10 protein-coding genes and 1 pseudogene are annotated in these 12777 nt (G+C 68.0%); 10 read left to right on the forward strand and 1 reads right to left on the reverse strand.

The genetic code is table 11. From position 1 onward, the window contains the following. The first annotated feature begins 23 nt into the window (after nt 1-23). The 10 genes and pseudogenes from nuoH (at nt 24) to G554_RS0110315 (ending at nt 10672) form a co-directional block, all read left to right on the forward strand. A complete protein-coding gene (gene nuoH / locus G554_RS0110270; protein ID WP_027587816.1) occupies nt 24-1418 on the forward strand; it encodes an NADH-quinone oxidoreductase subunit NuoH in 1395 nt (464 codons plus the stop codon). Beyond that, the gene (nuoI, locus tag G554_RS0110275; RefSeq protein WP_027587817.1) at nt 1418-1981 is read left to right on the forward strand and encodes an NADH-quinone oxidoreductase subunit NuoI; all 564 of its coding nucleotides are present in this window, start codon (nt 1418-1420) and stop codon (nt 1979-1981) included. Before nuoH ends, nuoI begins: the two co-directional genes overlap by 1 nt. Continuing rightward, a complete protein-coding gene (locus G554_RS15865) occupies nt 1978-2835 on the forward strand; it encodes an NADH-quinone oxidoreductase subunit J (RefSeq protein ID WP_051232889.1) in 858 nt (285 codons plus the stop codon). Before nuoI ends, G554_RS15865 begins: the two co-directional genes overlap by 4 nt. Further along, nucleotides 2832-3131, forward strand: a complete 300-nt coding sequence (nuoK, locus tag G554_RS0110285) for an NADH-quinone oxidoreductase subunit NuoK (RefSeq protein WP_027587818.1) — start codon at nt 2832-2834, stop codon at nt 3129-3131. The genes G554_RS15865 and nuoK overlap by 4 nt, the downstream gene beginning before the upstream one ends. A gap of 11 nt (nt 3132-3142) precedes the next feature. Beyond that, a complete protein-coding gene (nuoL, locus tag G554_RS0110290; RefSeq protein ID WP_051232891.1) occupies nt 3143-5065 on the forward strand; it encodes an NADH-quinone oxidoreductase subunit L in 1923 nt (640 codons plus the stop codon). A gap of 14 nt (nt 5066-5079) precedes the next feature. Then, entirely contained in the window at nt 5080-6624 is a 1545-nt protein-coding gene (locus tag G554_RS0110295; RefSeq protein ID WP_027587820.1) for an NADH-quinone oxidoreductase subunit M, read from the forward strand. 38 nt (nt 6625-6662) lie between these two features. Further along, complete coding sequence (nuoN, locus tag G554_RS0110300; protein ID WP_027587821.1) at nt 6663-8258, forward strand: NADH-quinone oxidoreductase subunit NuoN; 1596 nt, start codon at nt 6663-6665, stop codon at nt 8256-8258. A gap of 181 nt (nt 8259-8439) precedes the next feature. Continuing rightward, nucleotides 8440-9435, forward strand: coding sequence for a polyprenyl synthetase family protein (locus G554_RS0110305; RefSeq protein ID WP_027587822.1), 996 nt, complete (start codon nt 8440-8442; stop codon nt 9433-9435). Between the two features lie 185 nt (nt 9436-9620). Further along, nucleotides 9621-9725 (forward strand): annotated as a pseudogene (locus tag G554_RS18720) (hypothetical protein); the annotation flags it as partial. An 83-nt stretch (nt 9726-9808) separates the two neighbouring features. Continuing rightward, complete coding sequence (locus tag G554_RS0110315) at nt 9809-10672, forward strand: HpcH/HpaI aldolase/citrate lyase family protein (protein WP_051232893.1); 864 nt, start codon at nt 9809-9811, stop codon at nt 10670-10672. A gap of 58 nt (nt 10673-10730) precedes the next feature. Here G554_RS0110315 and G554_RS0110320 read toward each other — a convergent pair whose 3' ends face one another. Then, nucleotides 10731-12737 (reverse strand): M13 family metallopeptidase, encoded by a 2007-nt coding sequence (locus G554_RS0110320; protein WP_051232895.1) that lies wholly within the window; start codon nt 12735-12737, stop codon nt 10731-10733. Between the last annotated feature and the right edge of the window lie 40 nt (nt 12738-12777).

Raw genomic sequence — 12777 nt, forward strand, 5'->3', positions numbered from 1 at the left:
GGTACGGATCAGGGAGGTGCGGCATGACCCCATTGCAGAGCGCCCTGTTCGGCGCTGACGTCTGGTGGATCACCCTCATCAAGGTGGTGGTGATCTTCGTGCTGCTGCTGATGTGGACCCTGTTCAACGTCTGGTTCGAGCGCCGGGTGCTGGGCCGGATGCAGAACCGGCTCGGGCCCATCATGAACACGGCATTCATCCGCGGGATGGGCCAGGCGATCGGCGACGGCATCAAGCTGGTCTTCAAGGAGGTCGTCACCCCCAAGGGAGCCGACAAGATCGTCTTCTACCTGGCCCCGGTGATCGCCGGAATCTGCTGCTTCAGCGCCTGGGCGGTGATCCCACTGGGCGGAGAGGTGTCCATCTTCGGGCAGCGCACCATGCTGCAGATCACCGACGTCCCGGTCGCGGTGCTGTTCATCATCGCGGTGGCCTCGATCGGCATCTACGGGATCGTGCTGGCCGGCTGGTCCTCCTCCGGCCCCTACTCGGTGCTCGGCTCACTGCGCGCCAGCGCCCAGATGATCTCCTACGAGGTGGCGATGGGGCTGTCCCTGGCGGCGGTCTTCATGGTCTCGGGGTCGATGGCGACCTCCGACATCGTCAACTCCCAGGCGCGCACCCTGGTCTGGTTCGGCGTGGACACCCACATTCCCGGCCACTACTGGCTGGTGCTGCTGCCCAGCTTCGTGATCTACGTGCTCACCATGTTCGGCGAGTCCAACCGGTTGCCCTTCGACGAGTCGGAGGCCGAGCAGGAACTGGTCTCGGGGTATTCCACCGAGTACTCCGGTTTCCCCTACGGGATGTACTACCTGGCCGAGTACATCAACATGGCCACCCTGGCCGCGGTCTGCACCACCTTGTTCCTGGGCGGCTACCGCGCCCCCTGGCCCTTCAACCTCATCGGAGTCCTCGATTCCGGATGGATCGGGATCCTCTGGTTCTTCCTCAAGTGCCAGCTGGTGATCTTCTTCTTCGTGTGGGTGCGCGCCTCGCTGCCTCGCGTCCGCTGGGACCACTTCATGAACCTCGGCTGGAAGGTCCTCATCCCGATCTCGCTGGTCTGGGTGCTGCTGCTGGCAGTGATGCGAGCCGCCGGGGCCCAGGGCTGGATGACCAATCCGATCTTCCTCGGAGTGCTGCTGGTGGTGGTGGTCGGACTGATCGGCTACATCCTTCTCGGCGGCAGGGCGGAGCAGCCCGAACCTGAACCCAGGGTCTTCGACGCCTTCGCCGGCGGCTATCCGGTCCCCCCGATGCCCGGCGAGACGGACGCCGGCCTGGTCGCCGCCGGATCGGTGGATGCAGCCTCCTCGGCGGTGGTCGTCGACGATGCCGACGCCCCGTCCCACCACAGCCCGGCAGATGGGGCAGACGCCGTGCCCGGCGTCCTCCGGCAGAAGGGAGCTCTCTGATGGGAGCCTGGTCAGGGTTCGGAATCACCTTCCGGACGATGTTCCGCAAGACCTTCACCCAGGGATACCCGGAGAAGGGCAAGGAGAAGGTGATGGCCCCCCGCTTCCACGGGCGCCATCAGCTCAACCGATGGCCCGACGGGCTGGAGAAGTGCGTCGGCTGCGAGCTGTGCGCCTGGGCCTGTCCCGCCGACGCCATCTACGTCGAGGGCGGTGACAACACCGAGCAGCAGAGGTACTCACCGGGGGAGAGGTACGGCCGGGTCTACCAGATCAACTATCTGCGCTGCATCCTGTGCGGGATGTGCATCGAGGCCTGCCCGACCCGGGCACTGACGATGACCAACGACTTCAAGATGGCCGACACCACCCGGGCCAAGCTCATCTGGACCAAGGCCGAGCTGCTCGCCCCGCTGTCGGCGGGGATGGAGCAGCCGCCTCATCCGCGCCGACTGGGGGATTCCGAGAAGGCCTACTTCCTCGGGCTGCCGGCCACCGGCAAGCCCGATGACCGGAGCGCCGACAGCGGTACCACCGACAACGAAGGAGGTGCGACCCGATGATCGCGATGGTGACGGCCTCGGCCCTGGCCTTCTGGCTGCTGGCGCCGATCATGGTGATCGCCGCGCTGGCGATGGTGTTCAGCCGCAAGGCGGTGCACTCGGCGCTGTGCCTGGCGATCGTGATGATCTGCCTGGCCATCCAGTACGCCAGCCTCCAGGCGCCCTTCCTCTTCGTGGTGCAGATCATCGTCTACACCGGCGCCATCCTGATGCTCTTCCTGTTCGTGGTGATGCTGATCGGACGCGATGCCCGAGATGTCGTCACCGACACCCTCAGGGGCCACCGGGTCGTCTCGGTGTTCACCGCCCTCGTGCTGGCTGTGATGCTCATCGTGGCGGTCGGCTCGGCGGTGTCCAGCAGCCAGCTCGGCATCACCGGGGCGGCCGGCCTGGACAAGGCCAATGCCTCGGGCGGGTCCAATGTCATCGCCCTGGCCGAGCTGCTGTTCAGCCGTTACGTGGTGCCCTTCGAGGCCACCGCAGCGCTGCTGATCACCGGCGTGGTCGGCACCATGGTGCTGGCCCATGGCGAGCTGCTGCATGACAAGAAGCACCAGAAGGAGCGCTACCAGGACCGGATGGCCGCCTACCGCGACTCCGGCGTGCATCCCGGTGCCAAGCCCAACTCCGGGGTCTTTGCCCGGGGCAACCAGATCGGCGTCCCGGCCCTGCTGGCCGACGGCACGGTCGCCCCGGAGTCGGTGTCGGAGGCGCTGCGCAGCCGTGGCGGGATCGTGGACGCCGGTCAGCTCAAGGCGCCGACCGAGCGGGCTTTCGCCACCGTCGCCGCCTCGCGCAACAGGATCGACGGCGAGCTGGGCGGGTCAGGACTGGGAGAGGGAGAACTGGAATGAACCCGAACGACTACTTGGTGCTGTCGGCAATTCTGTTCGCTATCGGCATGCTGGGCTTCCTCTATCGGCGTAGTGCGCTGGTGATCTTCATGTCGGTGGAGCTGATGCTCAACTCGGTCAACCTCACCATGGTGACCTTCTCCCATGTCCACGGGAACCTCGACGGTCAGGTCGGCGCCTTCTTCGTGATGGTGGTCGCCGCCGCCGAGGTGGTCGTCGGGCTGGCGATCATCGTCACGATCTTCCGCTCCCGCCGCTCGACCTCGGTCGACGACATCAACCTGCTGAAGTACTGAGGAGCACCGGAATGATTCCGCTCGACACAGTTCCCCTCGAGACTGTTCTCCCGGTGGCCGCCTCAGGGCTGTTCAGCCTGGCATGGCTGATGATCGCCATCCCGCTGGCCGGCGCCGGTCTGCTGCTGGTACTCGGCCGCAGGTCCGACAGCTGGGGCCACCTGCTCGGGGCGCTCGCCCCGATCGCCTCCTTCGTCATCGGCCTGGTGCTGTTCATCGAACTGCTGGGGCGCGACCCCTCCCAGCGCAATGTCTCGGTGCCGGTCTACGACTTCATCGACCTCGGCAGCTGGCATCTGGGCATCGACCTCCAGGTCGACCAGCTGTCGATCCTCTTCGTGCTGCTGGTGACCTTCGTCGGCTCGCTGATCCACATCTACTCGATCGGCTACATGGCCCACGACCCGCACCGTCGCCGGTTCTTCGGCTACCTCAACCTGTTCATCGCCTCGATGCTCATCCTGGTGCTGGCCGACAACTACCTCATGCTGTTCATCGGCTGGGAGGGTGTCGGGCTGTGCTCCTACCTGCTGATCGGTTTCTGGTACCAGCGCCCGGCCGCCGCGGCCGCCGGTAACAAGGCCTTCATCATGAACCGGATCGGCGATCTGGGACTGACGATGGCGATCTTCACGATGTTGGCCCAGTTCGGCACCGTGAACTTCACCCAGGTCTCCCAGCGGGCGCCCGGGCTGTCGGGCAGCTGGGCTGCGCTGCTCGGATTCATGCTGCTGCTGGCCGCCTGCGGGAAATCGGCCCAGTTCCCCCTGCAGGACTGGCTGATGGACGCCATGGAGGGCCCCACCCCGGTCTCGGCCCTGATCCACGCCGCCACCATGGTGACCGCCGGGGTCTACCTGGTGGTGCGCTCCCACGCCATCTACGCCCAGAGCTACTCGGCCACCCTGGCGGTGGCGATCATCGGCACCATCACCCTGCTGATGGGTGCCTGGATCGGGTCCACCAAGAAGGACATCAAGCGGGTGCTCGCCGGATCCACGATGAGCCAGATCGGATACATGATGCTGGCCGCCGGGCTCGGCCCGATCGGGGCCACCTTCGCGATCTTCCACCTGATCACCCATGGCGCCTTCAAGGCCAATATGTTCCTGGGAGCCGGATCGGTGATGCACGGCACCGGTGATGACACCGACATGTACCACTTCGGGGCGCTGGCCAAGGTGATGCCCCTCACCTTCTGGACCTTCGCCTGCGGGTACCTGGCGATCATCGGCTTCCCCTTCACCTCCGGCTACTTCTCCAAGGACCACATCATCGAGGCGGCCTTCGACACCGGCCCGGTGTTCGGGGTACTGGCCCTGATCGGTGCCGGGATCACCGCCTACTACATGACCCGGTTGATGGTGCTGACATTCCTCGGGCAACGCCGTTGGCGGACCGGCGTGCACCCTCACGAGTCGCCGGCCACCATGACGGTTCCGCTGATCGTGCTGGCGATCCTGTCGATCGGCGCCGGTCTGGTGATGACCGGCTGGATCGGGGACTGGCTGGCCCCGGCCACCGGGTCCCATCCCGAGCACACCGGAGTGCTGCACATCTCGGTGATCGGCGTCATCACCCTGGTGGTGGTGGCGGCCGGGGTCGTCACCGGCTGGCTGACCAACCGCCACGGGGTGCCCTCCGAGGAGCCGGCCACCAGCAACCCGGTGGCACTCATCGGGCGCAACGACATCTACGGACGAGCCATTGACGACGCCGTCGTCGTCAGGCCCGCGACCGCCCTGGCCCATGGCATCTCCTCCTTCGACAGCTCGGCTGTCGACGGCGGGGCGATGGGGACCGCGGGGGTGATGGCCGGTCTCGGCACCGCGCTGCGCAAGCTGCAGAACGGTTATGTGCGCAGTTACGGACTGCACACCGCGATCGGCGTGGTCGTCGTGGGTGTGGTCGTCATTCTGGGCCGGATGGCCTGAGGGAGGAGATGGAGATGACTGTGCCTGTCCTGACCATCCTGGCGCTGCTGCCCATCGTGGCCGGTGCTGTGGTGATGTTCCTGAAGGGTGCCACCGCCAGGTACTTCGGCCTGGCGGTCTCCCTGGTGACCTTCGTGGTGGGCCTGGCAGCCTTCCTCGCCGCGTCCCGGGGCACCGACCTGTCGGAGAAGCACCAGTGGATCTCGTCGATCGGCGCCTGGTACGCGTTGAGCTCCGACCCGCTGTCGATGACGATGGTGCTGCTCACCGTCGCCCTGGTGCCGGTGGTGCTCGGCGCCGAGTGGCGAATCGGCCGGACCGGTGACGCCTGGGCCGGTGGCGCCGACACGGGCGACTCCCCGCAGCTGCCCGGCTCGATCTTCTTCGGCCTGGCACTGATGCTGGAAGGACTGGCGATCTACTGCTTCGTGGCGGCCGACGTCCTGCTCTTCTACCTCTTCTTCGAGGCGACCCTGCTGCCGATGTACTTCCTGATCAGCGGTTGGGGAGGGGCCAGGCGCCGCGCGGCGGCGCTGAAGTTCCTCATCTACTCACTGGTCGGCGGGCTCATCATGCTGGTCGCGGTGATCGGCCTGGGGGTCCACTCCGGTGCCTCCGGTCACACCACCTTCCTGCTGGCCGACCTGGTCCGGATGAACTTCGACGGGGCCATCGGGCGATACCTGTTCATCGGATTCTTCATCGCCTTCGCGATCAAGGCCCCGATGGTCCCGGTGCACACCTGGCTGCCCGATGCCGCCGAGCAGGCGACCCCCGGCTCCTCGGTCCTGCTGGTCGGCATCCTCGACAAGATCGGCACCTTCGGAATGCTGCGACTGTGCCTGGGGCTGTTCCCGCAGGCCTCGGCCTGGGCGACCCCGGTGGTGCTGGCGCTGGCCGTCATCTCGATCCTGTGGGGGGCCGTGATGGCCGCCACCTCGCACCACCTGATGAGGCTGGTGTCCTACACCTCGGTGAGCCACTTCGGCTTCATGGTGCTCGGCATCTTCGCGGTGACGACGCCGTCGATCACCGGCTCGATCTTCTACATGTTCAACCACGGTTTCGCCACTGCGGCGCTGTTCCTGGTACTCGGCTTCCTGGTGCGCCGTCGCGGCAGTGCCGACATCAAGGACTTCGGAGGGGTGCAGGCCGGCGCCCCGGTGCTGGCCGGGCTGTTCCTGGTCTCCGGGCTGGCGACCCTCGGACTGCCGGGCACCTCCAGCTTCGCCTCCGAGTTCCTGGTGCTGGCCGGGGCCTGGGGGCGCCATCCGGTGTACGTGGCGGTGGCCACCATCGGCATGGTGGGGGCGGCGGTCTACGTGCTGCGCGCCTATCGGCGGACCATGACCGGTCCGATCGATGAGGGGACCCCGCCGGTGCGCACAGATCTGGGGGGCCGGGAGAAGTTCGTGCTGGCCCCGCTGATCATCGTCCTGCTGGTCTTCGGGTTTTTCCCCAAGCCGATGCTGGATGTCATCGAACCGGCCGCCAGGGCGACCATGTCCCAGCTGAACATGACCGATCCCCAGCCGGTCGTCAAGGAGGGTGTCAAGTGATCTCCGCACTTCTGACCGCAGGGTCGACGGCCTCGCCGATCCCCCTCGAGCTCCCGGTGCCGCTTGAGATCACGGCCCCGAAACTCGAGTACGGCATTCTCGCGCCGCTGATGATCATGATGGTGGCCGCCTGCCTGTCGGTCCTGGTGGAGGCCTTCGTGCCGCGCCAGAGCCGGCGCCCGGTCCAGATCGGGCTGACCCTGGTGGCCCTGGTGGCCGCCCTGATCGGCACCCTGAACTCCTGGTCGGGGGCCAGCTACCAGCTGGCCGCCCAGCAGACCCTGGCCCTGGACGCCCCGAGCTATGCCACCTGGGCGCTGCTGCTGATCTTCTCCATCGGCGTCGTCGTGCTGTTCGCCGAGCGCAACGGCAGCACCGAGACGGCCTTCGTGGCCAGTGCCTCCTCGGTGCCCGGATCGGCCACCGAGCGGGAGGCGACCGCCGCGCACCAGGAGCAGACCGAGGTCTATCCGCTGATGCTCTTCTCGGTCTTCGGCATGATGATGTTCGCCGCCTCCAACGAGCTCATCGTGATGTTCGTGGCCCTGGAGATCTTCTCCCTGCCGCTGTACCTGCTGTGCGGGCTGGGCCGGCGTCGCCGGCTGATCTCCCAGGAGGCGGCGCTGAAGTACTTCCTGCTCGGGGCGCTGTCCTCGGCGGTCTTCCTCTACGGGGTCGCGCTTCTCTACGGGGCCTCCGGGTCCTTCGAGCTGGCCAGCATCGACTCCGCGATGACCGCCCAGCCGGGTTCCTCCCGGATCGCACTGGCGGGCATGGGACTGGTCTGCGTCGGGTTGCTGTTCAAGGTCGGCGCGGTGCCCTTCCACACCTGGGTCCCCGACGTCTACACCGGGGCTCCCTCCCCGGTCACCGCCTTCATGTCGGTGGCCACCAAGATCGCCGGTGTGGTGGCGATGGTCAGGGTGCTCTACGTGGGGCTGGGAGCGCTGCGCTGGGACTGGCAGCCGCTGGTCGCGGTGCTGGCGGTGGCCACGATGGCCGTCGGATGTCTGGTCGGCCTGGTGCAGACCGACATGAAGCGGCTGCTGGCCTACTCCTCGATCGCCCACGCCGGCTTCATGCTGGTCGGTATCGCAGGTGCCTACACCGTTCAGACCGGGATGACGCAGGGCTCCTCGGGGTCCTTCTCATCGGTGATGGTCTACCTCATCGGCTACGGACTGGCGACCATCGGCATGTTCGTCATCATCATGATGGTGCGCAAGTCCGGCGGTGAGTCCAATGAGATCGCCTCCTGGGCAGGTCTGGGACGCCGTCACCCCTGGCTCGGGGCAGTGGTGACCCTGTTCATGCTCAGCTTCGCCGGCATCCCGCTGACCTTCGGCTTCATCGGCAAGCTCCTGGTGCTGACCGCCGGCTGGCGTGGCGGCTGGGCGTGGTTGTCCCTGCTCGGCGTGCTGTTCAGCGCTGTCGCGGCGTTCTTCTACCTGCGGGTGGTCGCGGTGGTCTTCTTCCGCAGCCCCGGGCCGGCCGCCGAGGCGGTGGAGGTCTCCCCGATCAGCACCGGCTCGTGGCTGGTGCTGGTGATCTGCGCCCTGGCCACCCTGGGACTCGGCCTCTACCCGCAGCCGCTGATCGACGTCTTCGATCACGCCGCAACCTTCCTCCGGTGAACTGCCGGGTCGCCCGGCGTCCCTCCCGCATCGCGGTGGACGTCGGGGGGCCAGGAGGTGGTGTGGTTGGTCGCGGGCAATGGTGAGCCGTTAGGCTTGACGATGCAGTGTGCGCACCGGTCCGGGGGCCGGGGCACCGCAGGCAGCAACTCCGGGGCAGCCCGGTTGGAACAGGAGCACCGTGTCGCAACCCGTCACCAGCGAGTTCACCGATTTCGTCACCGACAAGCTGGACCTCGTCGAGGAGGAGCTGGCTCGCCAGGCCGGGGCCGACACACCCTTCGTCACCGAGGCTGCCAATCACATCATCTCCGCCGGCGGTAAGCGGTTCCGCCCGCTGCTGGTGGTGCTGTCCTCCCAACTGGCCCGCCAGGACCCGGACGACACCGGCACGGTGAGCGACCAGGACCTGGTGCGTGCCGCCGTGGTGATGGAGCTGACCCACGTCGCGAGCCTCTACCACGACGACGTGATGGATGAGGCGACGCTGCGGCGAGGGGCCGAGTCGGCCAATCAGCGGTGGGGCAACTCGGTGGCCATCATGGTCGGCGACTACCTGTTCGCCCGGGCCTCCGAGGCGGTGGCCGGGTTGGGCACCGATTTCGTCCGGCTCCAAGCGCAGACCTTCGCCCGCCTGGTCCAGGGCCAGATCGCAGAGACCCGCGGCCCACAGCCCGGCGAGGACCCGCTGCAGCACTATCTGGACGTCGTCGCCGACAAGACCGGCTCGCTGATCTCCGCCGCGGCAGTCTTCGGCGGCATGGTGGCCGGCCTTCCGCAGACGCAGCTGGCGGTGCTGCGCCGCTTCGGCGAGGAGATCGGGCTGGTCTTCCAGCTCGCCGACGACCTGCTCGACATCACCTCCACCCGCACTGGCAAGACCCCGGGGATCGACCTGCGCGAGGGCGTCGCAACCCTGCCGGTGCTGCTGCTGCGGGCCTCCAGCGACCCCGCCGACCAGCCGGTCAGGGACCTGCTGGACGCCGACCTGTCCAGTGACGAGGCGCTGGCCCGGGCCCTGGAAGGGCTGCGCGCCAGCCATGTGATGGACGAGGCGAGGGCCGGCATCCGCTCCCGTGCCGACCGGGCACGCTCCGAGCTCGCCGCGTTGCCGGCCGGTCCGGCCCGTGACGCCCTGGCCCAGCTGTGCGACGAGGTCGTCAGCCGGTCCTCCTGACGGCGTCCTCGCGCGGCGGGTTCTGTCGGCGGCCGAGCTCCGCGTAACGAATTCTTCATACGACCTCGACGCGGGCCTTACCCGCCAACGGTGCAGCGTCGCATCCCCCGCCTGGGCTCCCCGGTATGGACAGCACGAGGACCGTGGAGCCGGCTGCCTGCCGGCGGAGGGATGCGTGATCGCCGATGGGCTGCAGCGCCCTGGCCGGAGGCCACCGTCACACCTTCGACAACCTCGCCGTGCTGGTGGTGGCCAGCCAGGCCCGGGTGGCGATCGGCGACGAGGTCGGCGCCCAGCTGGGCGTCGACGAGGTCATCGTCCTGATCGGCCCCCGGTCGGGCCAGATCCAGGCGATCCGTGAGAAAATGGCCGCATGGATCCAGTGCTGCGCCCCCGTCGTTCACCCCTGTTCATGCCAGGCGCCAACGCCCGGGCCCTGGAGAAGGCCCGGACTCTGGCCTGCGATGCGATCATCATCGATCTGGAGGACGCCGTCGCCCCCGATGCCAAGCCTGAGGCCCGCGACCGGGCGGCCCGGATGGTCGCCGGAAGGCCGTACGGCTCCCGCGAGGTCATCATCCGGGTCAACGGGATGGACACCCCGTGGTACCACGACGACCTGGCCGCCGCAGTGGCTGCGGGCCCCGATGCGATCGCGGTGCCGAAGGTCGGATCGACCGAGCAGGTGCGCGCCATCGCCGCCGACATGGAGGCTGCCGGGGCGGGGCCCCGGATGGCGATCTGGGCGATGATCGAGACCCCCCGGGCGGTGCTCGACTGCCTGGCGATCGCCGAGGCCTCCGAGCGGCTGAGCGTGCTGGTGATGGGTACCAATGACCTCACCAAGGAGCTGGCCGCCCGACACGTTCCCGGCCGGGCCCCGGTGACCACCGCCCTGCAGATGTGCGTGCTGGCGGCCCGGGCGGCCGGCACGGTGATCCTGGACGGGGTCTACAACGACGTCCGGGACGGCGACGGATTCGCCGCCCAGGCCCGCGAGGCGATGCTGATGGGATTCGACGGCAAGACCCTGATCCATCCTTCCCAGATCGCCCCTGCCAACGAGATCTTCGCCCCCGACGCCGCCGAGATCGCCGAGGCCAGGGGTGTCATCGAGGCCTGGGAGTCCGGCGACGGCTCGGGAGTGGTCACCTACCACGGCAGGATGATCGAGAACCTCCACGTCGAGACCGCCCGGCGGGTGCTCGCCCTGGCCGAGGCCGTCTCGGCGGGTTGAGGGTTCGGGGACAGGGGGTCGGGGCGGATGGGTCCGGCCCCACCCGCCCCTCGGCCGCTCACCAGATGGTGACCCGCTTGTCGGGAGCCAGCCACAAGGCGTTGTCGGGGGTGACGCCGAAGGCATCGTAGAAGGCGTCGACATTGCGCACGATCTGGTTGCAGCGCAGCTCATCGGGGGAGTGCGGATCGGTGGCGATCCGGGAGCGCAGCGCCTCGTCGCGGTACTTGCCCTGCCAGATGGTGGCATAGGACAGGAAGAACCGCTGCTGCCAGCTCAGCCCGTCGATCGGCTCGGGCTGATCATCGCCGAAGGACAGCTTCAGGGCCAGGAAGGCGATCCCGACCCCGCCCAGGTCTCCGATGTTCTCCCCGATCGTCAGGGCCCCGTTGACATGGGGTCCGTCGGGCTGCAGCTGCACCGGGATGAGCGCGTTGTACTGGTCGATGAGAGCGGTGGTGCGCGCCTTGAAGGCCTCCCGATCCGCCTCGGTCCACCAGTCCCGCAGCCGTCCGCTGCCATCGCAGGTGGAGCCCTGGTCGTCGAAACCGTGGCCGATCTCGTGACCGATGACCGACCCGATCGCCCCGTAGTTGACGGCGTCATCGGCGGTGACATCGAAGAACGGCGGCTGCAGGATCGCCGCCGGGAAGACGATCTCGTTGCGCAGCGGGTGGTAGTAGGCGTTGACGGTCTGGGGGAACATCAGCCACTCGTCGGGATCCATCGGCCCCGAGAGCTTCTCGATCATCCGGTCGACCTCGAAGGACGAGGCCGCAGCGACGGCCTCGATCAGCCCGCCGCCGGGAAGCTCGAAACCGCTGAAGTCGCGCCACTTGGCCGGGTAGCCGATCTTGGGTCGGAAGTTCGACAGCTTGGTGAGTGCCTCGGCGCGGGTCTGCTCGCCCATCCAGGTGAGCTGTGAGATCGAGACCCGGTAGGCGTCCAGGATGTGGCTGACCAGGTCGTCCATCCGGGCCTTGGCGGCCGGCGGGAAGTGCCTGGCGACGTAGAACTTCCCCAGCGCCTCGCCCATCACCGACTCGGCGAAGGAGACGCCGCGCTTCCAGCGGGCCCGCAGCACCGGCGTCCCCGACAGGGTCCGGCCGTAGAACGCGAAGTTCTGCTCGACCAGGTCCGACGACAGGTAGGGGGAGTAGCTGCGCACCACGGTCCAGGCCGCCCAGGCCTTCCAGTCGTCCAGCCTTCCGGCGGTCAGCATCGGCTCCAGCTCGTCGAAGAAGCTGGGCTGGTTGACCACCACTGTGCCCAGCACCGACTCGGGGATCGACGCCGCCGTGCGCCAGGTCTCCAGGAACAGTCCTGGATGGCTGCCCGACAGCTCGCTGAAGGGCATCGGGTTGTAGCCGGCCTGCATGTCTCGGCAGCGCACCTGGTCCCAGTGGTGGGAGGCGATCTCGGTCTCCAGGGACATCACCGTGGCGGCCAGCTCGGCGGCATCACCGGCGATCCCGGCCAGCTCGAGGGAGCGCTGGATGTGGGCCAGGTAGGCCTGGCGGATCTCGGCCTTGTCGGCGTCGCGGTAGTAGGCCTCATCGGGAAGTCCGATCCCGGCCTGCCCGGTCCATGGCACGTAGCGGTCCGGGTTGCCCGGATCGGACTCCTCCTCGAGGTAGAACAGCCCGGCGATGCCGTTGCGCAGCCCCCAGCCGAGGAAGGCCAGCAGGTCCTCGGGGGTGGCGATCGCCGCCACTCTGGCCAGCGCCGGGGCCAGCGGGGCGACGCCGGCGGCCTCGACGGCGTCGGTGTCCATGAAGCGTCCGTAGAGTCCGGCCAGCAGGTCGGCCTCGTGCTGGGTGGCCTCCGGGGCCGCGTCGACGAGCTCGGCGGAACCGCCATCGGTCAACTCGTCGAGGATCTCGTGGACCGCCTCCTCGGAGGCGTCGCGCAGCAGCCGGAACGATCCGGTCGAGGGCTGGTCGTCGGGGATCACCGCGGTGGCCAGCCAGCGCCCGTTGACATGGCGGTACAGGTCGTCGCCGGGGCTCACCGAGGGGTCGAGGCCGGGGAACTGCGTCGTGGAGGGGGAGGCTTGAGTAGTCACGCTCCCCACCTTATTCACTGCATTCACTGCGCCCACCCCT

The sequence above is a fragment of the Acidipropionibacterium thoenii DSM 20276 genome (assembly GCF_000423445.1).
In the GTDB taxonomy this organism is placed as follows: Bacteria; Actinomycetota; Actinomycetes; order Propionibacteriales; family Propionibacteriaceae; genus Acidipropionibacterium; species Acidipropionibacterium thoenii.